Genomic DNA, 24,187 nt, shown 5'->3' with positions numbered 1-24,187 from the left:
ACAATGGCGTCAAGCGCCTGCGTCCGGGAGCCCAACGTGTACCTACGATGCCGGCATGCAACAGCAAGGACACGTGGACCCTTCCCGGACATCCAGACCCGGTGGCTCGGTCCGTCGGCGCCGCGTCCACACGGCCCGTCGCGTCGGAAGGCCCGAAGCACGAGAGAGACTCGAAGCGATGATGGCCCGTGCCAGGGCACGCGAAACCGACGGCGTCGCGGAAGAGGCCTCGCCGCGGGACGCACCGGGCACCGACCTGGACGCGTCGAGGAATACCGGCGGCGTCCGGTGGTTCGTGTCGCCGCGAGCGGTGCTCGGCCTGGTGTGTCTGGCGGCCCTCGGTCTCCTCGTTTCCTGTGTCGTGAGCCCGCGTGACACGTCCTTCGAGGACGCGAAGGTCATGGTTTCCGGCACGCCGGTGCCCTGGAACCCCGGGGCCTCGACCGCTGCGACCGGCGCGGCACCGGATCGGTCCCATGGCTCGGACGCAGGCCGGACCGGAGGGGCTGGGGAGGGCGCGGAGCGCGACGGGGAGGGCGACGTTGTCGTGCATGTCATCGGTGCCGTGAACCGGCCGGGGCTGGTGCACGTGCCGGAGGGCGCTCTCGTCGATGATGCCCTCCGGGCAGCGGGCGGTCCGTCCGGCGACGCGGACCTGGACGCCATGAATCTCGCGGAGACGGTTTCTCGGGGGCAACAAATTCGCGTCCCGACCCATGCCGAAGCCGAATCCGCTCGGGCCTCGGGGACGGGTACCGCGCCCGGTCCGGGGGCGTCTGCGTCGAGCGGGGCTCCCGGCGCGACGTCGCACGGCAAGGTCAACCTGAACACGGCCAGCGTCGAGGAACTCCAGACGCTGCCCAAGGTCGGTCCGAAACTGGCTCAGCGCATCGTGGACTGGCGAAATCAGTCCGGGCCGTTCCGATCCGTCTCGGATTTGGACGCCGTGCCCGGGATAGGGCCGACACTCTTGGCGTCGCTGGAACCCCTGGTCACGGTATGAGGCCGGGTGGAGTGCTGGACCTCCGGTTGCTGCCTGCCGCGGCCGCCTCGTGGTGCGCGGCGGCCTGGGTCGGCGTGACGGGATCGGGACATCAGTTTCCCGTCGTCGTGATGTTCTGGATCCTGGGAGCCGCCGGAGCCGGGGCCGCGGCCCTGACAGCCAGCCGCGGGTGGGCACGCGCTCAGGTCCTGTCCGGATGCCTGGCCACCATGTCGACGATGTGCGTGGCGGCAGGTTCAGTCCTCTGGTTCACGCTTCCGCCTGCTTCGGACCTTCACCGCGCGCTCCGAGTCGCCGCCGAGGCAACAACTACGGCCCGGTTGGACCTCGTCGTTGAGCCGGACCAGCGCGCCAGAGTGGCACGGTACGACCACGCTCCAGGGGTGAACGCCCGCGTGGTCGCCATCGAATCAGGGGGCGAAAGGGTCTCCGGATCTGTGAGGGTAACCACGTGGTGGCCGACATCCGCGAGATCCGGGGGAGAAGGGGCTCCGCACGCAAACAGAGATACCGCGAGGTTCGGGACGGGTCGTGTACAGGAAGCGATGGGTGGGCCTCAGCCGGGCACCTACCAGGTCACGGCCATACCGCTCCGACACGACGCAGGGCCTCCTGACCTCCGGATTGTCTCTGCACAGCTCACGTCTCCCGCCGGAAACGACTCCCGGACCCGTCCGGATCAGTGGTGGAGAGCAAGAATGCGGGACACGATGTCCGCTAGAACCTACCGCCTGCTGACACCGGATACCGCAGCCCTCGTCACGGGGATGGCCTACGGCGAAGATTCCGCCCTCTCGGCGGGAGCCAAGGAAGCGCTCAGAACAGCGGGCCTGACCCATCTGACGGCGGTCAGCGGATCCAACGTGGCACTCGTGTTCCTTCTCGGCGTGCAATCACTGCGCTGGACACGCTGTCCGCGTGCTGTGACGCTCGCGGTGGGCGTCGTCGTCGTCGGTGGTTACGCAGCACTCGTGGGACCGGAACCGTCCGTTCTGCGAGCCACATCCATGGGACTTTTGAGCGGAACTGCGATGGTTCTCGGGCGGGGGCGAACGGCGAGTGCGACTCTCTGGTTCAGCATCATCGCATTGCTGTGCGCGGATGCCTCGATGGCGGGCAATGTGGGGTTCATTCTCTCGGTTCTGGCCACCGCCGGAATCCTGCTCCAAGGGCCTTCGGCGCAGAGGATTCTGTCCGTGGTCCTGCCCGAGATCATCGCGGACGTGGTGGCCATGACAATCGTGGCGACCCTGTGGTGCACGCCGGTTCTCTTGTGGGTCAGTGGGTTCTGGAGCGGGTATTCGGTTGCGGCCAACGTGGCGGTCGCACCCGTGGTTCCGGTCGCCACGGTCTGCGCGATCGTCGGGATGCTTGCCACACCGTTGCCCCTAGTGGCCGACGCCGCGACGATGTGCGCGGGATGGGGTGCTGGCTGGATTGAGAGCGTAGCAGAGGTCGTGGCGCGGTGGCCTGGGGCTCGCATCCCCGCCCTTGGGGGACTCGCACCCGTCGCGATCGCCACGCTGCTCAGCACAGTTTCCGCCCTCATCATTGTTCGTCTGGACCCGGCCCGAAGCCATAGTATGGAAACGATCCGGGCCGCCGACTCGCCTCAGATGTGTGACCGATCGGTCCGTTTCGCTCCACCGTTCCTATCCTCCGGAGATGCCAGTGCCACCTCGCCGAAGCAATCGTGAATCCACGGGACCCACGTGGCGTGACGTCGAGCCCGGGCCCGTGATCCTGCTCTACGGCCCCGAGGAGTATTTCGCCGCCCAAGCGCGACGGCGCATCGTGGCCGAGGTCCGGGCATCGCGTGGTGACGTCGAAGTTCACGAGATGTCGGCCAAGGACTACTCTTCGGGCTCGTTGGCGATGGCCACCAGCCCGTCCTTGTTCGGAGACGCACGGGTGGTCGTCGTCTCCGAGGTCGAGAAAATGAATGACGACTTTCTGGCGGAGGCAGTACCCTACGTGGAAGCCTCGGATCCGGAATCGGTCGTGATCCTGCACCACGGTGGCGGAAATCGCGGCAAGAGGCTCATCGACTCCGTGAAGAAGCAAGGGCACCCGGTGGTCGAGTGCAAGCCTCTCAAAACGGATCGGGACAAGACGGACTTCGTTCACCAAACATTCCGGGTCGAGCAGAGGCGCATCGAACCGGATGCCGCCCGCATGCTGATCGCTGCCGCCGGGAGCGACGTCTCCGAACTTGCGGCCGCCTGCCACCAGTTGATCGCCGATGGCCCGGCCACGATCACCGACCAGGTTGTCGAAAAGTACTATGGCGGACGGGTCGAGGTCACCGCGTTCAAGGTTGCGGATGCCGCGGTCGGCGGCAACAGCGGATTTGCGCTCCGGGCACTGAGGCAGGCCCTGGACTCCGGGGTAGACCCCGTTCCGCTGGTCGGGGCCCTCGCGGTGCGCGTCAGACACATCGCCCAGGTCCATGGGCGGCGGGAGAACCCGAATTCTCTGGCGAAATCGTTGGGCATGGCCCCGTGGCAGGTCGAACAGGCCCAACGGGACGCGAGGAGGTTCAGTTCCGAGTCACTGAGCCACGTCATCCGCGGTCTCGCCACGGCAGACGCCCAGGTCAAAGGAGAGGCGCAGGATCCCGTCTATGCCTTGGAACGTGCGGTTCTGAATCTTTCCACCGCCGGATCCCGCAGGTAGGGGCGGATCGGGAGAAACCGACGAACCCCGCGTGAGACAACGAAGGGCCCCTCCGAGAACGGAGGGGCCCTTCGGCTCACTTCTCTAGCTGCAGACTAAGACAGAGCGTTGACCCGCTTGCTGAGGCCCGACTTCTTGTTCGCAGCGTTGTTCTTGTGCAGAACACCCTTGCTCACAGCCTTGTCGAACTTCTTGCTGGCAAGACGAAGGGCCTGGTCGGCCTCTTCCTTGTTGCCGGCCTGCACAGCGGTGTTGACCTTGCGAACGGCAGTCCGCAGCTCCGACTTGTAGGCGTTGTTGCGGAGGCGTGCCTTCTCGTTGGTCAGGACGCGCTTTTTCTGAGACTTGATGTTAGCCACTTAAAAACTTTCTGTTTTGTCTAATAGGTCAGTGAGGGCAAACGAGCCGGATCTTGACTGAGCGGCGTGGGGATGCCTATGGCAATCCGGCCCGCAGTGCCCGATGACCATCGGACACACAGCTGTCGAGTTTATCAGAGGCTCGCGGACCGAGCCAGAGCGGACACGCGATGACGTATGCCACCCCGCGGGCGTCACCCACAGTATTCGATACGCACGCTACCGGCGGGAGTTCAGGCGCCCGACGACGTCGTCGAACCGTCGACGGTCGAGGGTCGCGCCCTCGCGACGGACGTTCTCGGCCTGGACCCGGATGACCCGGTCCACGTTGACCTCCGAGGGGCGGCCCTGGCGGTCCCAAGGTCCGGTTCCGATATCCATGTACCGTTCATCATGGTGGGCCGGGTTGTTGTGGTCCTTGCTCGTCAGCATCAGGGCAAGGAGGTCGTCACCGTCGCGACCGACGAGCAGCACGGGCCGGTCCTTGCCTTTCGAGTAATCCTCTTCGAAGGGGACCCACGTCCACACGATCTCTCCTGGATCGGGCCGACCATCCGGGTTGGGGGAGTAGGTCGCGCTGACCCGACCCGTGTAGTCACCGTTGTATCCCTGCGCGGCCCCACGCCGGTTACCTCGCGGGCCGCCGCTGTGTCCGGGACGTCCGGATGGGTTCTGCGCCTTCCTGACCTGACGAAAGACCTTCCTGGTCAGCCTGAAAATACGGCTGATCGTGTTCGCGTCGACATTCATGCCCCCAAGCTTAGGGGAGAACTTCGCACCCCGCGCGAAAACATGGGAAACTGGGATACAACCTGCACCCGTGTGCGTCCATCCAGGAAAGGAAGACATCCGTGGCACCTCAGGCGAGTCAGGCCCCACGGCCCGCCACAACCGATCCGGCGATTCTGCGCAACTTCTGCATCATCGCCCACATCGACCACGGCAAGTCGACCCTCGCCGACAGGATGCTCCAAGCCACCGGTGTCCTGACCCCGCGGGAGATGAAGGCGCAGTACCTGGACCGCATGGACATCGAGCGCGAACGCGGCATCACCATCAAGTCTCAGGCCGTGCGCATGCCCTGGGAGGTCGACGGCACCTCCTACGCGTTGAACATGATCGACACGCCGGGCCACGTGGACTTCACCTACGAGGTATCCCGTTCCCTCGACGCGTGCGAAGGCGCCCTCCTTCTCGTGGACGCTGCACAGGGAATCGAGGCCCAGACGTTGGCCAACCTGTATCTGGCCATGGAGAGCGATCTGGTCATCATCCCCGTGCTGAACAAGATCGATCTGCCCGCGGCCCAGCCGGACAAGTACGCCGAGGAAATCGCCAACCTGATCGGCGGCGAGCCCGAGGACGTCCTGAGGGTCTCCGGCAAGACCGGTGAAGGCGTGGAGGAACTCCTGGACCGAATCGTTCGGGAGATTCCTGCCCCCGAAGGCGACGCGGACGCACCGGCCCGAGCGATGATCTTCGATTCCGTGTACGACTCCTACCGCGGTGTGGTGACCTACGTCCGCGTGGTCGACGGCAAGCTGAACCCGAGGCAACGGATCGCCATGATGTCCACGGGTGCCGAACACGAACTTCTGGAGATCGGCGTGATATCTCCCGAGCCGAAGGCCACCGACGGCCTCGGTGTGGGGGAGGTCGGGTATCTGATCACGGGTGTGAAGGACGTTCGGCAGTCCCGAGTCGGGGACACCGTCACGGACGGGAAGAAGCCGGCCGATGAGCCGCTCGGTGGCTACGAGGACCCCAAACCCATGGTGTTCTCGGGGCTGTTCCCGATCGATGGGTCCGATTATCCCGTGCTGCGTGATGCTTTGGACAAGCTCAAGCTCAACGACGCCGCCCTCATGTACGAGCCCGAGACCTCCGGTGCGCTCGGATTCGGGTTCCGTTGCGGTTTTCTGGGCCTGCTCCACCTGGAGATCGTGCGCGAGCGGCTGGAGAGGGAATTCAACCTCGACCTCATCTCTACCGCCCCGAACGTCATTTACGACGTCGTCGCGGAGGACGGTTCGTCCATGCGGGTCACGAGCCCCAGCGAATTCCCCGAAGGCAAACTCGAAACCATCGCGGAACCCATGGTGGCCATCACGATCATCGCCCCCAGCGAATTCGTCGGAGCCATCATGGAACTGTGCCAGTCCCGCCGCGGTCAGATCGGCGGCATGGACTATCTTTCGCAGGAGCGCGTCGAACTGCGGTATCGGCTTCCGTTGGCGGAGATCGTGTTCGACTTCTTCGATCAGCTCAAGTCCAAGACTCGCGGCTACGCCTCCCTGGACTGGAAGCTCGACGGGCAGCAGGAATCGGACCTCGTCAAAGTCGACATTCTCCTCCAGGGAGCACGCGTGGACGCTTTCTCGGCGATCACGCACCGGGACAAGGCGTACGCCTACGGCACCTCCATGGCCTCGAAGCTCAAGGAACTCATTCCTCGGCAGCAATTTGAGGTCCCGATCCAGGCGGCCATCGGATCCCGCATCATTGCACGCGAGAACATCCGGGCCATCCGCAAGGACGTCTTGTCCAAGTGCTACGGCGGCGACATCTCCCGCAAGCGCAAACTCCTCGAGAAGCAGAAGGAGGGCAAGAAGCGAATGAAGACGATCGGACGGGTCGACGTGCCGCAGGAAGCATTCGTGGCCGCTCTGAGCTCCTCGGAGGAGACCAAGGACAAAGCGAAGAAGTGAGCCCGGCCCAACCCACGGGAGACCCCGCACCCCGCGACGGGCGGTTGCCCGCCTCCGTTCTGGAGGGAGCCGACGGCCGGTCCCTCAGTCTGTACGTCCATGTGCCCTACTGTTCCGTGCGCTGCGGATACTGCGACTTCAACACGTACGCCAAGGAAGACTTCGGCGACGACGTCGGGCGCCTCACCTATGTGAGGGATGCCCTCGCGGAATTGCGCTTCGCCGAGAAGGTGCTCAAGGAATCGGGCTTGCCAGCCCGGCCGCTGCACTCGGCCTTTTTCGGAGGAGGCACGCCCACACGGATCCCCACCGACGACCTGGTGCGGATCCTGGGCACGGCCATCGAAATCTTCGGACTGGAACCGGGCGCCGAGGTCACCACGGAAGCCAACCCGGACTCGGTGGAGCGCGAGGATCTCGTTGCGCTCAAGGAGGCGGGATTCACCAGGGTCTCCTTCGGGATGCAGTCGGCCGTTCCCCGTGTCCTCGAAGTTCTGGAACGGACTCACGAGCCGGCGAACGTGCCCAAGGTCGTCGGCTGGGCCCGTGAGATCGGCCTCGAGGTCTCCGTGGATCTGATTTCCGGTGCCCCGGGCGAGACCCTCGACGAATGGCAGACGTCGGTCGAAGCGGCGATCAGTTACCGGCCGGATCACATTTCCGCTTATTCACTCATCGTGGAGCCCGGGACCAAGCTGGCTGCACAGATAGCGCGCGGCGTCCACACCCCGGTCGACGACGACCAGCAGGCCGACATGTACCTCTTGGCCAGCCGCCTGTTCGAGGAGGCCGGTTACGGCTGGTACGAGGTCTCGAACTGGGCTGCGTCCGTGGAGAAACGTTCCGCCCACAACCTCGCGTACTGGCACAACCAGGACTGGTGGGGTATCGGGCCGGGCGCACACTCCCACGTCAACGGGACCCGGTGGTGGAATGTCAAGCATCCCGTGCCGTACGCGCAGCGTCTGCGTGATCGGTCCTCGCCGGCTGCGGCCCGAGAGATTCTCGACGAGGACACGCGCTACATGGAGGACGTCATGCTGGCTGCCAGGATTCGGGACGGCCTGCCCCTGAACCGGTTGAGAGCTGAGGGCAGAGACAGGACGCCTTGGCTCGCGCAACAGGGTCTGATCGACCCGCAGGCGCTCAATGACGACGTCGTGCGCCTCACCCTCGAGGGCCGTCTGTTGGGCGACGCCGTGGTCCGAGAGCTCACTGCATGAAAGGTCTCGGTGCCCCGGCGGGGCACCGGCCTGTCAGCGCCTCCGGTGCGAGAACCAGTCGAAGGTGCGCGTGTTGTACTTGTACTGGTAGGGGTTCCCCCTGTTGACCCGGATGCCCGCGATGAGCGAGAACACGGCGAGGTAGACCCAGACGAGCGCGGCGATCAGGCCGAAGATCCAGCCGATGCCGGGCAGGACCGACAGCCCGACACTGACAACGATGATCACCGACGGCAGCAACGTGAAGTTCAGTGCCTCGCGCGCTTCCTGGGCCGTGAAACGGCCGCGGGTGCGCAACGTCGAGTAGATGATGGCGGCCGGAATGCACCCGATGACCCCGCCGAAATGGGCCATCGTGGCCATCGAGCGGTCATCCTTGACGCTCAGGGGCTCCGGGTTCGCGGACACACCCTCGAACGGTGGCTTCTTATCAGTGGAAGTGATCGTCAAAACCTCGCCTTGTCTTTCGGGCAGATACATGCGTGTCGGGGACACGCACTCAAATATTACCGGCTGGTCGCCGCAAAAGGGGATGCATTCCCCCAAACAATGTCACGGAAGTCGTTTCCGGGCCAAGGGGACCTCGGCGCCTCAATGCTCGGGCGCCGCCGTCAGGAAGTCGATGATGTGCTCGACCGGCCCCAGGATCCCCGGATCGAGGTCGGCGTAGGTGTTCACGCTCGCGAGGATCTTTTTCCACGCTCTGGCCCGCTGTGCAGGTGTCTCGTGGGGCCAACCGATGCGACGCAGGATTCCGGTCTTCCAGTCTTCGCCGCGAGGCACGGACGGCCACTCGCGCAGTCCCACCGCCTTGGGCTTGACCGATTCCCACACGTCCACGTAGGGATGCCCCACGAACAGCACATTCCCCTGGGCCCCGGCCAGTTTCATGGCTTGGTCGGCCAACCGCGACTCCTTGCTTCCCTCGACCAGATGGTCTGCCAGGATACCGAGGCGTCTTTGAGGGGAGGGCGCGAATTCTTCGATGATTTCTTCGACGTGGTCCAGGCCGTGCATGGGCTCGACGACGATGCCTTCGATCCTGAGATCGTCTCCCCAGACCTTCTCGATCAGCTCGGCGTCGTGGAGTCCCTCGACCAGCATGCGGGAAGCCCGAGCCGTACGGGCTTTGGCCCCGGGCACCGCCACCGAACCGGACCGGGTGCGCCCCGGCGTCGTCGTCTTCTTCGGCCGCGGGACCACCAGACGCACCGGCTCGCCTTCATACAGGAAGCCGTCACCGAGCGGAAAGGACCGTACGGCGCCGTGCCGGTCCTCGAGGCCGACGACGCGCTGACCGCCCACGGACTGCAGGGACACTGCCGCACCCACCCAGCCGGATTGGACCTCTTCGATGACCATTCCCTGCCTGACCTCGAGATCCCGCGGCTCAGGGGGACGGTGGCTCAACCCCGCGCTGCCGAGGTCCTGGGGCCCCCATCCGTAGCGGTCCATGCGCTTCTCCTTGTGTGATGACGGTCCTGGATCGAGGACATGGGTACCGACCCAATATAGTCGCTCCGCCGAGAGCTGAGCACGCCGGAAGCGTTTTCCGACGGCGGTTTCGCGGCGTAGACTTAGCAGTCGAGCGCGGAGAGTGCCAGTGCACATGGCCCTCCGCCACCATGACCAGGACGAGCCAGTAGGGAGAGAGACCGTGAATCAGCCGCGCCGGCTCGACGTCCTGAGCGCGATCGTCGAGGACTACGTCCATTCGCGGGAGCCCGTCGGCTCCAAAGCATTGGTCGATCGGCATCGGCTCGGCGTCTCCAGCGCTACCGTTCGCAATGACATGGCAGCCCTGGAAGAAGCGGGCATGATCATGGCCCCCCATGCGAGTGCCGGGAGGATCCCCACCGACAAGGGATACCGGGCATTCGTCGACCAGATCGCGTCGGTCAAACCGCTGTCCGTGGCGGAACGTCGTGCGATCTCGAGCTTCCTGGATTCCTCCGACGACGTCGACCAGATGATGGAGAAGACGGTCAGGCTGTTGTCGCAGCTGACCCGCCAAGTTGCTCTCGTCCAGTATCCGACCAGGACCGGTGCCCGCGTTCGTCACCTGGAGCTGGTGACCATGGCGCCGAAATTCGTTCTCGTCGTGATGATCACCACTCGTGGCGGAGTCGGGCAGCGTGTGGTCGAGGTCCCGGAGGACCTGACCGAGGAAACGCTCAAGACCATGCGCGCGCAGTTCCTCGACGCCATCCTGGACCAACCCGTCGGCGAACTCGAGGAAGCACTGGTCCCGGCCGTGACCAGATGTGAGCCGATGCACCAGAAATCCGCCGCGATCCTGGCCGGAATGGTGACTATCCTGGGTCGGAACGAACAGGAGGAAAGGCTGCTCATGGCAGGCACCTCCTATCTGGCCGAATCCACCGACGACTTCAATCGCAACATCGCCCCGATCCTCGATGTCCTGGAAGAACAGGTCGTGATGTTGCGGTTGCTCTCCGAGATCGACGACGACGCCCGTGGCGTCTCCGTGAGGATCGGGAGGGAAAACGCTGAAAGCCCATTGTCGGACGCGTCGGTGGTGGCCACCGGGTACGGGCCGCAACTTGCCTCGAAATTGGGCGTCGTCGGACCGACTCGCATGGATTATCCGGGAACGATGTCCGCGGTGAGGGCCGTCGCGCGGTACCTCTCCCGCATCCTGCACGAATAAATCGGCACGTACAGCCGTTGACGAATTGGAACCCACGCGGTGCCCACCGCAGATCAAGGAAGTTCAGTGAGCGACCACTACCAGACCCTCGGCGTCTCCAGGGACGCCAGCCCGGAAGAGATCAAAAAGGCGTATCGCAAGAAGGCGAGAACGCTCCACCCGGACGTGAACCCCTCGCCAGAGGCCGCTGAGGAATTCAAGCGGGTCTCGCATGCCCACGACGTTCTCTCCGACCCGGACAAGCGACGCGTCTACGACGCGACCGGAAACGAGAACGGAAACAATACCGGCTTCGGCGGCGGATTCCCGGGCAGCGGATTCGGATTCTCGGACATCTTCGAGACCTTCTTCCAGGGCGCCGGCGGCGCCCGGGGACCGGAGAGCAGGGTCCGTCAGGGTCAGGACGCACTGATCAACGTTCGGGTCAGCCTCCGCGATGCCGTGTTCGGAACCGAGAAGGAGGTCACGGTGGACACCGCCGTGACGTGCACGCTGTGCGAGGGCCAGGGAACCGAGAAGGGGACCGAGCCCGAGACCTGCGACGTCTGCCACGGCCAGGGGCACATTCAGCGCCAGGTCCAGTCCATTCTGGGCAACGTGGTCACCACCGCCGAATGCCCGAGCTGCCGCGGTTTCGGAACCGTCATCAAGCATCCTTGCCCCGAGTGCTACGGCGAGGGACGCGTTCGCCAGCGCAAGCCCCTGACCCTCAAGATTCCGGCGGGCGTCGCGACCGGAACCCGCATCCGTCTGGGAGGCCAGGGCGAGGCCGGAACGGGTGGCGGGCCGAATGGCGACCTCTACGTCGAACTGCGGGTCAACCCGGACGAAACCTTCACCCGCGAGGGCGACGACCTCCACGCCACGATGACGGTGCCCATGACCGCGGCCGCCCTCGGCACGACCATCAGCCTCGAGACCTTCGACGGCCCTCAGGACGTCACGGTCAAGCCCGGTACGCAGACCGGCCAGACCACTACGCTCCGCGACCTGGGCGTGACCAAGTTGCGCGGCAACGGCCGCGGCAACGTCGTGGTGCACTTCGACGTCGAGACCCCGTCGAAGTTGAACGACGAACAGCGCGAGCTTCTGAAGCGGCTGGCCGAGTTGCGTGGGGAGGACGACGCCGTCGGCGAGACTCTGCAGAACACCGGCCAGGGGTTCTTCTCCCGCCTGCGCGACCGCTTCCAGGACTAGAGGCACGCCGTGACGCATCCGGTTTTCTACATCGATCCCGAGTCCCTCGGGGCCTTGGCCCCGGGGGACCGGTTCGAGCTGACGGGAGACGAAGGCCATCACGCCAAGACGGTCAAACGACTCGGGGCGGGCGAGGCCCTCGACCTGGTCGACGGCGAGGGCCGGCGCATCGTCGGTACCGTGAGCGAGATCCTCCAGGACGGACTCGCGATCACCGTCGAGGAGGGACCCGAACGGGACCCGCGGAGTCCGGTGATTCTCGTACAGGCCCTCGCCAAGGGCGACCGGGATCTGATGGCCGTGGAAATGGCGACCGAGCTGGGCGTCCGAGCCATTGTCCCGTGGCAGGCAGACCGCAGCATCGTGAGGTGGAAACAGGACCGCGCCGCCAAGGCACACGCAAAATGGGCCAAGACCACGAAGGCCGCCGCGAAGCAGGCCCGGCGTTCGCTGGTACCTGATGTCGACCACCTGGTCTCGACCGCCCAGTTGACGCGGGCCGTCGGTCCCGAGGACTCGATGATCGTTCTCCACGAGCAGGCCGGGCAGAGTCTTCTCGCTGTATTGGACGACCTGCAGGTCTCGCGCGGCTTCTCAGGAGACGGACGTTTGTTCGTCGTCGTCGGCCCGGAAGGTGGAATCGGTCCGGAAGAACTTCGGAGCCTCGAATCCGTCGGTGCCCGAACAGCAGTTCTGGGTCACGACGTCCTGAGGAGCTCCACGGCCGGGGCGGCGGCGATCGCGGTGATCAACGCCGTGACCGGCCTGTGGCAGTGACAGCCGTCTACTTGTTGACCGTGAACTGGTGGTCGTCGTAGAGACTGACCTCCTGATCCGATACGGCCAGCCCGGGGTCCTTGAGGTCCTCGGTCTTGATGTAGATGCGGATCGTGTAGTCTCCCTCGGCCAGGTTTCGGCTGAACTGAATCTCCTGGAGCCCGGAGTCGTCGCCGGAGAGATCTTCCGATCCTGCCGCAACTTCGGAACCATTCTTGCGGATGTCCCAGTAGACCCGGGACGCCACATTGGTGGCCACCATTTTGACCGTGGTCGTGGTGCCGAATACGGAATTCTGCTCCGGATCGATGATCCACAGCGGGGCCGCGACGGCTTCGTCCCTGACGACGGTCTGACCCAGCGTCTGATTTCCGAATTTGTATCCGCGGTGCCCGTCGACCAGCACGATGACCTTGGTGCTGGGCCCGGCATCCGAGATTCCGCCCACGGCGGCTGAGGCGGTCGCGGTGTACACCAGTTGCTGCACGGCCAGGTTGGCCTCGTCGGCAGATATCGAGTGGTCGAAGGCGTCGGAGGACAGGTTCAGCGTCAGGGTTCCGTCCTTCGACATGGAGGATCCGACCGAGCCCGCGGGATTCCATGGGTTGTGGTAGTCGGGGTCGCGAGGCTGGACCCGTGTCAGCATGGACACCGCGGTCGCCACGACGTCGCCCCTCGACGCGGCGTCGTCCGCCTTGTAGTCGTGATATTCCCGGTAGAGGAACGAGGATTTGCCGGTGGCGCCGATCCAGTACAGCGGAACCTTGAGGGCCGACGGCGAGGCCTCCGAGGTCGGGGACGCCGATTCTTCGGACTCACCCACCTGGTTCGCGGCATCGAGCAAACCACAACCGCTCAGCACACTGGGGAGCACGAAGAGGCCCGCGACAACCCCGGCGGCGGGGCGCCATGCGCGTGAGATCATGTCCTCGGCCTCCAGATCAGGTCGCGGCCTCTGGGCCGCGGGGTCCGTGGGTCCAGTCTACGGTGTCGGGTGGTATCCGGGTGGCCTCGGTGTGTTCCGAGCCCGTCGCTCAGCTGTCAGAGGAGACTCGTGGTGACCCTGACTCGGGACCGGTAGTCTGGAACAATCACCGGATCCCCAGCACGGCGGGTTCGCAACCCTTTGAAGGAGAGGTTATTCCGCATTTGATGACAGCATCCACACCAGGTTCTTCTCGCCCCCTGTCCGTTTCGAGGAGTTACACGTTCCGAAGCCGAGAGTCGATGGTGGAGGTCCTCGGACCGCAGGATTCGTCGTTGCTGATCATCGAGCAGTCCTTCACGGAGGTCTCCGTGGCGGCCAAGGAACTCGACGTCGTTGTCACCGGCCCCTCGGCGCAGGTCGACCTGGTCATTCGACTCTTCGAGGAATTGGAGGTCCTGTCCTCCCAGGAAGGTGTGATCAGTGCTGAGGTCGTCAAACGACTGGTGGACTTGCTGATCAAGAACATGTCGGCGGCCTCTCCGAGCATGACCCAGAACATTCTTTCTTCTCGCGGACGCAAGATCCGACCGAAGACCCTCAACCAGTCCAAGTACGTCGAGGCCATCGACTCGAACACCATCGTCTTCGGCATCGGGCCTGCGGGCACGGGCAAGACGTATTTGGCCATGGCCAAGGCCGTGCAGGCCCTTCAGTCGAAAGAAGTCAACCGCATCATCCTCACCCGTCCGGCCGTGGAAGCGGGGGAGAACCTCGGGTTCCTGCCGGGCAGTCTCAATGAGAAGATCGACCCCTACCTCCGGCCGCTCTACGATGCGCTGCACGACATGATGGAACCCGAATCCATCCCGCGCCTGATGGAGGCCGGAACCATTGAGGTGGCACCCCTGGCGTACATGCGTGGTCGCACCCTGAATGATGCGTTCGTGATCCTGGACGAGGCCCAGAACACCACGGCCGAGCAGATGAAGATGTTCCTGACGCGCCTGGGGTTCGGTTCCAAGATCGTTGTGACCGGAGATGTGACCCAGGTCGATTTGCCGACCGGTTCGGCGTCGGGGTTGCGGCAGGTGCGCAACATTCTGAACGACGTCGAGGACATCCACTTCTCGCAGCTCGAGGCCGTCGACGTCGTTCGGCACCAGCTCGTGAGCGACATCGTGACGGCTTACGGGCAGTGGGAGGATCAGCAGCAGTCCGTGTCCCACCGACGGTCGGGAGGCCGCCGTGAGCGGCGCGGAACGGACTCGCAGCGGGATCACCGTCCGGAAGGAGACGCGCAGTGAACGCCGACCAAGCTGACGCGGAGGAAAGGTTGCCGTTCGTCGAGATAGAAGCCTCCGAACCTGAGACCCCGGCGGAGGAGACCGCCTTCGCCGAGGCAGATCTTGCACAATTGCGGGCCTTGGTCGCTTTTGCCTTCGACGCATTGCACGTGTCTGCCCGTACCGAGGCTTCGGTGGCCCTGGTCGGGGAAGCAGAGATGGAAGAGCTCCACCTCCGTTGGATGGATCTGGCCGGGCCGACGGACGTCATGTCCTTCCCGATGGACGAGATGCGTCCCGGTTCCCCGGACCAACCGGCCGAGGGCACGTTGGGCGACATCGCGGTGTGCCCCACGGTCGCGTCCCGCCAGGCACAGGCCGCAGGCCACAGTACGGCCGACGAACTGTGCCTGCTCACGGTGCACGGTATCCTGCACTGCCTGGGCTACGACCACGGCACCCGTGACGAGGAAAAAGAAATGTTCGCTCTCCAGCGCGGGATCCTCGAAGAATTCCTGGGCCACGCGGCACCCGTGGAAACGAGGCACTGACCAGGCATGATCACGGCACTTCTCGCCTTGGCGACACTGCTGCTGCTGGGCGTCGCGTTCGTCCTGACAGCCGCGGAATCAGCATTCACCTACCTGCCTCGACACGATGCCGAAAAGGCCTCGCAGGCCGACGCGCGTCGGAGCCTGAAAAAGGTTCTCGAAGATCCCCGACCCTGCATGCACGCCCTGAGGTTCGCCCGCATTTTCTGCGAGTCCCTGGTCTCGGTGATTCTGACGATCCTGTTCCTGCAATTCATCCCGATGGTGTGGCTCTCCGCGCTGATCGCCGTCGTGATTGCAACGTTGCTCGGATTCGTGCTGATCGGGGTTTCGCCCCGCCACGTCGGACGATCGCATCCGTTGACCGTTGCCGCGAGAACTTCAGGGTTCCTTCTGGTGATTACCGCAATTCTGGGCCCACTGCCTCGATGGCTCATGCGTGGCGGATCGGCATTCTCGCAGCCCGAGGACGAGAACGCGGGGTTCTTCACGGAAGAAGAATTGCGCGAATTCGTCGACCGGGCCAGCGGGACGGACGTCATCGAGGACAGCGAGGCGGCGATGCTGCATTCGATCTTCGAACTGGACGACACCCGTATCCGCGCGGTCATGGTCCCTCGGACGGACACCGTGACGTTCGACCTGGACGACACCGTGGAGAACGCCCTCAATCTGTTTCTCCGTTCGGGTTACTCCCGTATACCGGTTCTTGGCGAGGATTTCGACGACGTCCGGGGCTTTCTGTACCTCAAGGACGTTGCGGAGGCCATCCTGCCCCGGCAGGACCGTCGCACCGGGGCAAGCGTTCAGGAGTTGCTCAGGCCGGCGCGATTCGTCCCGGAGTCCCAGAAGGTTTCGGAGCTGCTTCCCCAAATGCAGAGGGAAGGCACTCACGTGGCCGTCGTCGTCGACGAATACGGCGGAACGGCCGGATTGGTCACGCTCGAGGATCTGATCGAGGAGCTGGTCGGGGAGATCGTGGACGAGTACGACACGGTCGAACCGGAGGTGACACCCGAAGGCGACGCGTACCGTGTCTCGGCCCGCATGAGCGTCGGGGACCTCGGCGAACTGTTCGATATCGACCTCGAGGACGACGACGTCGACTCCGTCGGGGGCCTTCTGGCCAAGGCGCTGGGACGAGTCCCGATCGTCGGATCGACCGCCGCGATCTACGGGATCCGGCTCAAAGCGGTTAAACTCGAAGGACGGCGGAACCGGGTCGGCACCGTGCTCGCGTGGCGGGAACCCTCGGAGGAAGACAGCGACGGGCAGGAGACCCCGGAGGAATGAACATGGAATTTGCAAGCGTACCGGAGGACTACGTCGCCGGATTCGCCGTCCTGGTGGGTCGACCGAACGCGGGAAAATCCACGTTGACCAATGCACTGGTAGGTCAGAAGGTCGCGATCACATCGAACCGACCCCAGACGACCCGTCACACGATTCGCGGCATCGTGCACCGGGAGCACTCGCAACTGATCCTGATCGACACGCCAGGACTGCACCGTCCCCGCACCCTCTTGGGCGAGCGTCTGAACGACCTCGTTGCCGAGACGCTGTCCGAGGTGGACGTCATCGGTTTCTGCATCCCTGCCGACGAGAAGATCGGTCCCGGCGATCGGTACATTGCCGCCCAACTCGCGGCTGCAGGCAACAAGCCGATCGTCGCCATCGTGACGAAGGCCGACAAGGTCCCTTCCGACCGTCTTGCCAAACAGCTCGTCGCCGTCACGGCCCTCGGCAATGAGGTCATGACGGCCGAAAGACGCGCCCGCGCAGAGCGTGCCCAGCGTCGGTCCCGTCGTCGCGGGGGAACAACGGTTGACGATCGCGCCGAACAGACCATGGACGCCGTCTCGTCCCCGCAGCCCGCCGACGACGGCCAGGGCGGCTGGGCCGACATCATTCCGGTCTCGGCGGTCAAGGACTACCAGGTCGACGGCGTGTCCGAGGTCCTGAGCCACCACCTGCCAGATTCTCCGCCGCTCTACCCCGATGGTGACCTCACCGATGAGCCCGAGGCCGTGATGGTCGGCGAACTCGTCCGTGAGGCCGCACTCGAGGGAGTCCGCGACGAGTTGCCCCATTCCGTGGCCGTCACCGTGGAAGAAATGAACGACCGCGAGGGCCGTCCCGAGGACGACCCCATGGTGGATGTCCACGTGAACCTCTTCGTGGAGCGGGATTCCCAGAAAGCGATCATCATCGGCAAAGGCGGGTCGCGGTTGCGCGAGATCGGAACCAAGGCGCGGCAAGGTATCGAGCCGTTGTTGGGCGCCAAAGTCTATCTGAGCATCCACGTCAAGGTGGCCAAGGATTGGCAACGTGATCCGAGGGCCCTGGGACGGCTCGGCTTCTAGCACATTCACACGGAAGAGGAAGAAAACTCTGCGCGGAAGGGTTGGGAATCTGACGACCCGGCCCCGTACAGTGTCTTAAGAATTTTGAGGCCTTTTCGAGAGGAATGTTTGTGCCCCAGTCGCCCGAGACATCGAATGAAGCGCGAACGCCGCGCGTCGATCCCCGCGGTCGCCACTACAAGAACCGTGCGCAGAAGTCGAAGCGTGGCCTCTGGCTCTCGCTGTGCTGCGTAGGCTTGTTGATCGTCGTCATGGGCGCTGGCGGCTTTGCCGCAATGCGTTTGCGGTCCAACGTCTCGACCGAAGCGTTGAATCTGGGCTCGGGGATGAATGGCGACAAGGAGCTCTCGGACGGTCCTCTGGACATCCTCGTGATCGGTTCGGACACCCGTACGGGCAACAACGGAGACTACGGAGACCAAGCGGACGCCGAAGGCGGCGCCAGGTCCGACGTCATGATGTTGATGCAGATCAGCGAAGACCACAAGAAGGTCAACGTCCTCTCCTTCCCTCGCGATCTCATGGTGGACATTCCGCAGTGCAAGGGCTCCGACGGAAAGACGTACCCGCCGTCCGAGGACACCCAGATCAACGAGTCCCTCAACAACGGGGGACCGGGGTGCACCGTGGCGACGATCAACAAGATCACCGGCGTCAATATCGACCACTTCATGCTCGTTGACTTCAACGCGGTCAAGCAGCTCAGCACGGTCGTGGGAGGCGTCAACGTGTGCGTGACGCGACCCGTCAAGGACGAGTACTCGGGATTGGACCTTCCGGCGGGACATTCCGATGTCAAGGGCGAGCAGGCACTGTCCTTCTTGCGGTCGCGTCATGGTTTCGGCGACGGGTCCGATACCAGCCGCATCCAGGCCCAGCAGGGCTTCCTGGCTTCCCTCATGAGGAAGGTCAAGGAGCAGGGAACGCTGTCGAACCCCGGCAAGATGTACGGCATTGCGGAAGCCATCACGCAGAACGTCACCGTGGACAACGGGTTCACGGATCCTGCGACCTTCGTCGACATCGGAAAGATTCTCTCGGGCGTGGATCTGTCCGACATCGTCTTCGCGACTGCGCCGACCGAGCCGTACGTCAATGACGAGAACAAGCTGCAGCTGTCCGCCGAATCCGATCAGGTGTTCAAGACGCTCCAGAAGGACGGATCTCTGGCCGACAAGAACGACGACTCTTCCCAGGGCGGGGGAGACGAGGAAAAAAAGGACATCGACCGTTCCGCACCGGTTGCGATGACGGATGCCTCGGGTGCCGAGGGCCGGGCCAAGTCCCTGAGCGGCAAGGTCGAGGAGATGGGATACTCCAACGTGACCTACCAGGACCTGGGGCAACCGTCGGAGTCCACGACCATCCAGTACGCCCCCGGCTACCAGGATCAGGCCCAGGAGATCGCCAACAAGTTCGGAGTCTCCCAGGAGCAGGTGGTTGAGAGCTCCGCGATCTCGGGTATCGGCGTGACGGTAGGCCAGGACTTCACGTCCGGGGATACCGTCAAGAAGGACGATTCCTCGATCGTGGGCGGCGCCAACGGGCAGACCGCTGATCAGCAGACCTGCCAGCAGACGTTCTCCTACTGATCCCCGCCGACACCGACCCGGCCCCGCGACGTCCACATTGTGGGACGGCACGGGGCCGGTCGCGCGTGGCGTCCCAGGCGAGTGATACTTTGATTCTCGTGAGTCATACAACAATGAACCTCCTCCTTATGTGCCGCAGCGAGGCCTCGTAATCCCACAAGGCCGACACCTCGCTGCGGAGGTCAGTTGCGCCGGCCGCAACCCCTGAACACATTTTCGAGAGGTCACTCATGTTGATTCACCCGCAGAAGTCCTCGGGCATGCCGATCCACAAATATCGCCCGTACCACGAGGAAATTTCCGTCAGCCTTCCTGACCGCACCTGGCCGGACAAGGTCATGACGCACGCGCCCCGCTGGTGCGCCGTCGATCTCCGTGATGGGAACCAGGCCCTGGTCGATCCCATGGACACGGACCGAAAACTGACGATGTTCAACCTGCTCGTCGCCATGGGGTACAAGGAGATCGAGGTGGGTTTCCCGGCCGCCTCACAGACCGACTTCAATTTCGTGCGCACCCTGATCGAGGACCATTACATCCCCGACGACGTCACGATCCAGGTTCTGACCCAGTGCCGTGAGCATTTGATCGAAAGGACCTACGAGGCCATCGAGGGAGCACCCTCGGCCATCGTGCACTTCTACAACTCGACGTCGGTGCTCCAGCGCCGCGTGGTGTTCAAGGAGTCGCAGGACGGCATCATGGACATCGCGCTGAACGGTGCCCGCATGTGCACCAAGTACGAAGAACAGTTGAGCACCCCGGTTCCGATCACGTACCAGTACTCGCCGGAGTCCTACACGGGCACCGAGGTCGAGTACGCGGCACGTGTTGCCAACGCCGTCACCCATGAGCTGGGTATCGGCGACGACCGCCAGGTGATCATCAACCTGCCTGCCACCGTGGAGATGGCGACACCGAACGTGTACGCCGATTCGATCGAGTGGATGAACCGGAACCTGGACAACAGGGACAACGTCATTCTCTCGCTCCACCCTCACAACGACCGGGGCACGGGCATTGCCGCCGCCGAGTTGGGCTTTTTGGCCGGTGCGGACCGGATCGAGGGTTGCCTGTTCGGTAATGGCGAGCGTACCGGCAACGTCGATTTGGTCACGCTGGGCCTGAATTTGTTCACGCAGGGCATCGACCCGCAGATCGACTTCTCGAACATCGAGGAAATTCGTCAGACCGTCGAATACTGCAACCAGATCAAGGTCCACGAGCGGTCGCCGTACGGCGGTGACCTGGTCTTCACGGCCTTCTCGGGATCGCACCAGGACGCCATCAAGAAGGGCTTCGAGGCCATGGAGGCCGATGCGAAGACCAAGGACCAGAAGGTCGAGGAGACCGAATGGGCGGTCCCGTACCTGCCCATCGATCCCATGGACTTGGGTCGGAACTACGAGGCCGTGATCCGAGTGAACTCCCAGTCGGGCAAGGGCGGTGTCGCATACCTGCTCAAGCAGCAGAAGGGCCTGGACATGCCCAAGCGGGCTCAGGTCGAGTTCTCGGGCGTCGTGCAGAATCGCACCGACAGCGAGGGCGGCGAAATCACCAGCGTCGCCCTGTGGGATATCTTCAAGGACGAGTACTTGCCCGCCGAGGAAGACCATGGTGAACGTCGTTGGGGCAAGTTCCGCATCGCCTCGATGACCACAGAAGCCACGGATACCGGCGACACGACGCTGCGCATCAAGCTGGACGTCAACGACCGACAGGTCGAGCGTTCGGCGGTGGGCAACGGCCCGATTGACGCGCTCACGCGGATCCTGGCCCACGAGGGAGTCGACGTTCGCGTCATGGACTATTCGGAGCACGCGATGTCGGCGGGCGAGAATGCCCAGGCCGCGAGCTACGTCGAGGCCGCCGTCGGTGACAGGGTCCTGTGGGGCATCGGTATCGATGCCAACACCACTCGAGCCGGCCTGAAAGCACTCATCTCGGCCGTGAACAGGGCCCTCAGGTAAGAGATCCCGTCCTTGCAGGGCCCGCAGGACGACGTCGGAGGAGAACCTCGTGCCCACGGCGTCGTCCTGCTGCCCTCAGGGCGTGGGACAATGGGTCCGTGCCGACCACAACAGCTGCTTCCAGGACGTACCGAGAGACCGTGATCGTTCTCGGCACCTACCCTTTGGGAGAGTCGGACAGGATCGTCGTCTGCCTGTCGTCGGGCCACGGACTCCTTCGGGCCGTGGCCAAGGGCGTCCGCCGCAGCAGTTCCAAACTGGGAGCCCGTCTCGAGCCCTTCATGATCAGCGACGTGTCGCTGGTCCACGGGCGCAATCTGGATACGGTGACCCAGGCCGTGACCCGCAAGGCCTACGCCGCCCCGATCGTTGCGGACTACGATGCCTACACCCACGCCTCTGCGATCGCCGAGGTGGCTGAGTACGTGGCCCAGGGCGACGGCGAGACTGCCTCCGAAATCTTTGCCCTGACCGCGGGCGCTCTCTCGGCCCTGGCACGACGAACGCACGCCGCACAGGACGTGCTGAATTCCTACCTCGCACGGTCCATGCGGATCGCGGGCTGGTACATCGAGACGGAGGCCTGCGTGCGTTGCGGCACTCAAGACGGTCTTGTGTCATGGTCCATGGCCGGAGGAGGGATCGTCTGTACCGAATGTGCTCAAGCAGGGGACCGGCCCCTGAGCGGGGACATGATGCAGTACTTGCGTGGCGTCGCCACAGGGTCCTGGGAAGTTCTCCAAGGCATCGAAGATCCCACTGCGGGTCAGCGGGTCGGAGCCCTCCTGAGGCGTTATGTACAGTGGCACCTGGAACGCGAGTTCCGCTCTTTTGCTCTGCTCGAAAGGACCTCATGACCGCTCAGACCCCCTATCCGCACCCTTCCGGCCAGAGCGCACCGTCTATACCCCAGAAATTCGTTCCACGGCACGTGGCCGTCGTCATGGACGGCAATGGCAGGTGGGCCAACGAACGGGGGCTCCCGCGCAATGAGGGCCACAAAGCAGGGGAGCGGGCCCTCCTGGACGTCGTGGCGGGAGCGATCGAGATGGGAATACCTGTGGTGAGCGCGTATGCGTTCTCCACGGAGAATTGGAAGCGCTCCCTGGATGAGGTCAACTTCCTGATGACCTTCTGCGGGGATGTGCTCGAACGCCAACTCGAGACTTTGAAATCGTGGGGAGTCCGCATCCGATGGGCAGGACGTCGCCCCAAACTGTGGAAATCCGTCATCCGTCAGCTCGAAGTCTGCGAACGCGAGACAGCAGGCAACTCGGTCTGCACCCTGGTCATGTGCGTGAACTACGGGGGCAGGGCCGAGATCGCCGACGCCGCAGCCACGATCGCCGCGGATGCCGCGGCGGGAAAGATCAAACCGGGCCAGGTGAACGAGAAGACGTTCGCCCGATACCTGGACGAACCGGACCTGCCGGACGTGGACATGTTCCTCAGGACATCGGGAGAGCAGAGATTCTCCAACTTCCTGTTGTGGCAGAGCGCCTATGCCGAGATGGTGTTCATGAACATCCTCTGGCCGGATGTCGATCGGTTGGTCCTCTGGGACGCCGTCGAAGAATATGCCCAACGGGATCGCAGATACGGGGGAGCCATCGATTCCGTATCCAAACCTAAAGTATAAGTTTAATCCGCATCCTTAAACTATAAGTTAACGTTTAACCATCCGTCGTGCGTTCAGGAGACGTCGTGGCCAAACTCTATCCAGCCTTTTTCAAAGCAGTGTTCACCCGCATGGACGCCGAGAAGGCACATGCTCTCGGTTTCGCTGCCATCAGGGCATGCCGGGCATCGGGCGTGTCTCGCATCCTCCGTCGCATCACCGCACCCGATCCGTCCCTGCGAACGGAAGCCATGGGCCTGACTTTCCCTTCGCCGTTCGGGCTGGCGGCGGGCTTCGACAAGGGAGCGACAGGGATCAACGCGCTGACCGATCTGGGATTCGGCCACGTGGAGGTGGGCACCGTGACGGGCCGACCCCAACCCGGAAATCCTCGTCCTCGTCTCCACCGCCTGATCAAGGACAAAGCCGTGATCAACCGGATGGGATTCAACAATGACGGCGCCGACCAGATCGGCCCTCGTCTCGCCGCCGCCCACGCGGACCTGTGGCACGACTACGAACGGGGCACCCGACCGATCGTCGGCGTCAACATCGGCAAGACCAAGGTGGTGCCGGTCGACGAAGCCATCGATGACTATCTCCACAGCACTCGAACCCTGGCGCCCCAGGCGGATTACCTTGCGGTCAACGTCAGCTCGCCGAACACGCCCGGCCTGCGCGATCTTCAGCACATCGATGCTCTCCGGCCGCTGCTGAGCGCCGTGTCCGAGGAAGCGGACAAGGCGGCGGGCCGGCATGTGCCCGTATTGGTCAAGATCGCCCCCGACCTGTCGGACGAGGACATCGCCGCGATTGCTGACCTGGCGGTCGAGCTCGGTCTCGAAGGAATCATTGCGACGAACACCACCATCCGGAGGGAAGGCCTTGGTCTCCGGTCAACAACCGAGGAGATCGAGTCGTGCGGTGCCGGTGGGCTGTCCGGGAAACCGGTAGCGGCGCGGTCATCGGAGGTCCTGGCGATGGTGCGGGACCGTGTGGGACCGGACATGACGATCATTTCGGTCGGGGGTGTCACCTCTGGCGACGACGTGGCAGAACGCCTCCGACAAGGCGCAACTCTGGTCCAGGGGTACACGGCTTTTCTCTACGAGGGGCCGTTCTGGGCCGCCACCATCAATTGGCGTCTCAAGAAGCAGATGAAGCACCGCGGACACTGACGATGAGGGCACCCGTGCACGACTGAGGGCGGCGGACCACTTCTTCGTGGTCCGCCGCCCTCAGCGCCGACAAGGATTGCTCAAGATCGA

The 24,187-nt window shown here is 64.0% G+C and carries 22 protein-coding genes; 17 read left to right on the top strand and 5 right to left on the bottom strand.

Features of this window, described 5'->3' with window-relative positions; all coding sequences use genetic code 11:
* Positions 1-55 precede the first annotated feature (55 nt).
* Genes EWU68_RS13225 through holA form a run of 3 tightly spaced genes read left to right on the top strand, consistent with a single transcriptional unit; the run spans position 56 to position 3,679 of the window.
* Positions 56-1,003 carry a ComEA family DNA-binding protein gene (locus EWU68_RS13225; protein WP_238692279.1) on the top strand — a complete coding sequence of 316 codons (948 nt, stop codon included), beginning with the start codon at positions 56-58 and terminating at the stop codon, positions 1,001-1,003.
* Positions 1,000-2,700 (top strand): ComEC/Rec2 family competence protein, encoded by a 1,701-nt coding sequence (locus tag EWU68_RS03440; RefSeq protein WP_129314418.1) that lies wholly within the window; start codon positions 1,000-1,002, stop codon positions 2,698-2,700. The genes EWU68_RS13225 and EWU68_RS03440 overlap by 4 nt, the downstream gene beginning before the upstream one ends.
* Entirely contained in the window at positions 2,669-3,679 is a 1,011-nt protein-coding gene (holA, locus tag EWU68_RS03435; protein WP_129314417.1) for a DNA polymerase III subunit delta, read from the top strand. Before EWU68_RS03440 ends, holA begins: the two co-directional genes overlap by 32 nt.
* A gap of 95 nt (positions 3,680-3,774) precedes the next feature.
* On the opposite strand, the gene rpsT is transcribed toward holA, so the two are convergent.
* A complete protein-coding gene (gene rpsT, locus EWU68_RS03430) occupies positions 3,775-4,038 on the bottom strand; it encodes a 30S ribosomal protein S20 (protein WP_129314416.1) in 264 nt (87 codons plus the stop codon).
* Positions 4,039-4,257: 219 nt separating this feature from the next.
* Positions 4,258-4,788, bottom strand: a complete 531-nt coding sequence (locus EWU68_RS03425; protein ID WP_129314415.1) for a type II toxin-antitoxin system PemK/MazF family toxin — start codon at positions 4,786-4,788, stop codon at positions 4,258-4,260.
* Positions 4,789-4,889: 101 nt separating this feature from the next.
* Between EWU68_RS03425 and lepA the strand changes: the two genes are divergently transcribed.
* Positions 4,890-6,746, top strand: a complete 1,857-nt coding sequence (gene lepA / locus EWU68_RS03420) for a translation elongation factor 4 (protein ID WP_129314414.1) — start codon at positions 4,890-4,892, stop codon at positions 6,744-6,746.
* Entirely contained in the window at positions 6,743-7,969 is a 1,227-nt protein-coding gene (gene hemW / locus EWU68_RS03415; RefSeq protein ID WP_129314413.1) for a radical SAM family heme chaperone HemW, read from the top strand. Before lepA ends, hemW begins: the two co-directional genes overlap by 4 nt.
* A 33-nt stretch (positions 7,970-8,002) precedes the next feature.
* Here the strand turns inward: hemW and EWU68_RS03410 are convergent, their stop codons facing one another.
* Both EWU68_RS03410 and EWU68_RS03405 read right to left on the bottom strand, forming a co-directional pair.
* On the bottom strand, positions 8,003-8,419 hold the full coding sequence (locus EWU68_RS03410) for a DUF4870 domain-containing protein (protein WP_238692278.1): 417 nt from the start codon (positions 8,417-8,419) through the stop codon (positions 8,003-8,005).
* Between the two features lie 141 nt (positions 8,420-8,560).
* Positions 8,561-9,424, bottom strand: coding sequence for a DUF3097 family protein (locus EWU68_RS03405; protein WP_129314412.1), 864 nt, complete (start codon positions 9,422-9,424; stop codon positions 8,561-8,563).
* A gap of 202 nt (positions 9,425-9,626) precedes the next feature.
* Between EWU68_RS03405 and hrcA the strand changes: the two genes are divergently transcribed.
* From hrcA to EWU68_RS03390, 3 genes are all read left to right on the top strand, one after another.
* Positions 9,627-10,640: a heat-inducible transcriptional repressor HrcA gene (gene hrcA / locus EWU68_RS03400; RefSeq protein ID WP_129314411.1), complete on the top strand. Its 1,014-nt coding sequence runs from the start codon at positions 9,627-9,629 to the stop codon at positions 10,638-10,640.
* Between the two features lie 66 nt (positions 10,641-10,706).
* Complete coding sequence (gene dnaJ / locus EWU68_RS03395) at positions 10,707-11,837, top strand: molecular chaperone DnaJ (RefSeq protein ID WP_129314410.1); 1,131 nt, start codon at positions 10,707-10,709, stop codon at positions 11,835-11,837.
* 9 nt (positions 11,838-11,846) lie between these two features.
* Positions 11,847-12,614: a 16S rRNA (uracil(1498)-N(3))-methyltransferase gene (locus EWU68_RS03390; protein ID WP_129314409.1), complete on the top strand. Its 768-nt coding sequence runs from the start codon at positions 11,847-11,849 to the stop codon at positions 12,612-12,614.
* A gap of 7 nt (positions 12,615-12,621) precedes the next feature.
* Here EWU68_RS03390 and EWU68_RS03385 read toward each other — a convergent pair whose 3' ends face one another.
* Positions 12,622-13,539 (bottom strand): GerMN domain-containing protein, encoded by a 918-nt coding sequence (locus tag EWU68_RS03385; RefSeq protein ID WP_129314408.1) that lies wholly within the window; start codon positions 13,537-13,539, stop codon positions 12,622-12,624.
* A 227-nt stretch (positions 13,540-13,766) separates the two neighbouring features.
* On the opposite strand from EWU68_RS03385, the gene EWU68_RS03380 reads away from it, so the two are divergent.
* From EWU68_RS03380 to EWU68_RS03340, 9 genes are all read left to right on the top strand, one after another.
* Positions 13,767-14,846 carry a PhoH family protein gene (locus tag EWU68_RS03380; RefSeq protein ID WP_238692301.1) on the top strand — a complete coding sequence of 360 codons (1,080 nt, stop codon included), beginning with the start codon at positions 13,767-13,769 and terminating at the stop codon, positions 14,844-14,846.
* A gap of 29 nt (positions 14,847-14,875) precedes the next feature.
* The gene (gene ybeY / locus EWU68_RS03375; RefSeq protein ID WP_129314530.1) at positions 14,876-15,376 is read left to right on the top strand and encodes an rRNA maturation RNase YbeY; all 501 of its coding nucleotides are present in this window, start codon (positions 14,876-14,878) and stop codon (positions 15,374-15,376) included.
* A 6-nt stretch (positions 15,377-15,382) separates the two neighbouring features.
* On the top strand, positions 15,383-16,669 hold the full coding sequence (locus EWU68_RS03370; protein WP_129314407.1) for a hemolysin family protein: 1,287 nt from the start codon (positions 15,383-15,385) through the stop codon (positions 16,667-16,669).
* 2 nt (positions 16,670-16,671) lie between these two features.
* Positions 16,672-17,739 (top strand): GTPase Era, encoded by a 1,068-nt coding sequence (locus EWU68_RS03365; RefSeq protein ID WP_420852866.1) that lies wholly within the window; start codon positions 16,672-16,674, stop codon positions 17,737-17,739.
* A 110-nt stretch (positions 17,740-17,849) separates the two neighbouring features.
* On the top strand, positions 17,850-19,331 hold the full coding sequence (locus tag EWU68_RS03360) for an LCP family protein (RefSeq protein ID WP_238692277.1): 1,482 nt from the start codon (positions 17,850-17,852) through the stop codon (positions 19,329-19,331).
* A 230-nt stretch (positions 19,332-19,561) separates the two neighbouring features.
* A complete protein-coding gene (leuA, locus tag EWU68_RS03355; RefSeq protein ID WP_397554688.1) occupies positions 19,562-21,301 on the top strand; it encodes a 2-isopropylmalate synthase in 1,740 nt (579 codons plus the stop codon).
* Positions 21,302-21,399: 98 nt separating this feature from the next.
* Positions 21,400-22,158, top strand: coding sequence for a DNA repair protein RecO (gene recO, locus EWU68_RS03350; protein ID WP_156265294.1), 759 nt, complete (start codon positions 21,400-21,402; stop codon positions 22,156-22,158).
* Positions 22,155-22,940 (top strand): isoprenyl transferase, encoded by a 786-nt coding sequence (locus EWU68_RS03345; protein WP_129314403.1) that lies wholly within the window; start codon positions 22,155-22,157, stop codon positions 22,938-22,940. Before recO ends, EWU68_RS03345 begins: the two co-directional genes overlap by 4 nt.
* A 65-nt stretch (positions 22,941-23,005) precedes the next feature.
* Entirely contained in the window at positions 23,006-24,097 is a 1,092-nt protein-coding gene (locus EWU68_RS03340; protein WP_274542733.1) for a quinone-dependent dihydroorotate dehydrogenase, read from the top strand.
* Positions 24,098-24,187: the final 90 nt, after the last annotated feature.

It is taken from the genome of Rothia koreensis (assembly GCF_004136575.1).
Taxonomy (GTDB): Bacteria; Actinomycetota; Actinomycetes; order Actinomycetales; family Micrococcaceae; genus Rothia; species Rothia koreensis.
Note: the sequence above shows the minus strand (reverse complement) of the source record. Positions and strands in the feature narration are given on the sequence as shown.

What these genes read in the sequence shown, in the direction of transcription:
- holA (WP_129314417.1), top strand. Translation starts at nt 2,669, where the DNA reads ATGCCAGTGCCACCTCGCCGAAGCAATCGTGAATCCACGGGACCCACG.
- EWU68_RS03345 (WP_129314403.1), top strand. Translation starts at nt 22,155, where the DNA reads ATGACCGCTCAGACCCCCTATCCGCACCCTTCCGGCCAGAGCGCACCG.
- EWU68_RS03440 (WP_129314418.1), top strand. Translation starts at nt 1,000, where the DNA reads ATGAGGCCGGGTGGAGTGCTGGACCTCCGGTTGCTGCCTGCCGCGGCC.
- leuA (WP_397554688.1), top strand. Translation starts at nt 19,562, where the DNA reads ATGTTGATTCACCCGCAGAAGTCCTCGGGCATGCCGATCCACAAATAT.
- EWU68_RS03405 (WP_129314412.1), bottom strand. Translation starts at nt 9,424, where the DNA reads ATGGACCGCTACGGATGGGGGCCCCAGGACCTCGGCAGCGCGGGGTTG.
- EWU68_RS03370 (WP_129314407.1), top strand. Translation starts at nt 15,383, where the DNA reads ATGATCACGGCACTTCTCGCCTTGGCGACACTGCTGCTGCTGGGCGTC.
- EWU68_RS03425 (WP_129314415.1), bottom strand. Translation starts at nt 4,788, where the DNA reads ATGAATGTCGACGCGAACACGATCAGCCGTATTTTCAGGCTGACCAGG.
- EWU68_RS13225 (WP_238692279.1), top strand. Translation starts at nt 56, where the DNA reads ATGCAACAGCAAGGACACGTGGACCCTTCCCGGACATCCAGACCCGGT.
- EWU68_RS03380 (WP_238692301.1), top strand. Translation starts at nt 13,767, where the DNA reads ATGACAGCATCCACACCAGGTTCTTCTCGCCCCCTGTCCGTTTCGAGG.
- EWU68_RS03365 (WP_420852866.1), top strand. Translation starts at nt 16,672, where the DNA reads ATGGAATTTGCAAGCGTACCGGAGGACTACGTCGCCGGATTCGCCGTC.
- EWU68_RS03385 (WP_129314408.1), bottom strand. Translation starts at nt 13,539, where the DNA reads ATGATCTCACGCGCATGGCGCCCCGCCGCCGGGGTTGTCGCGGGCCTC.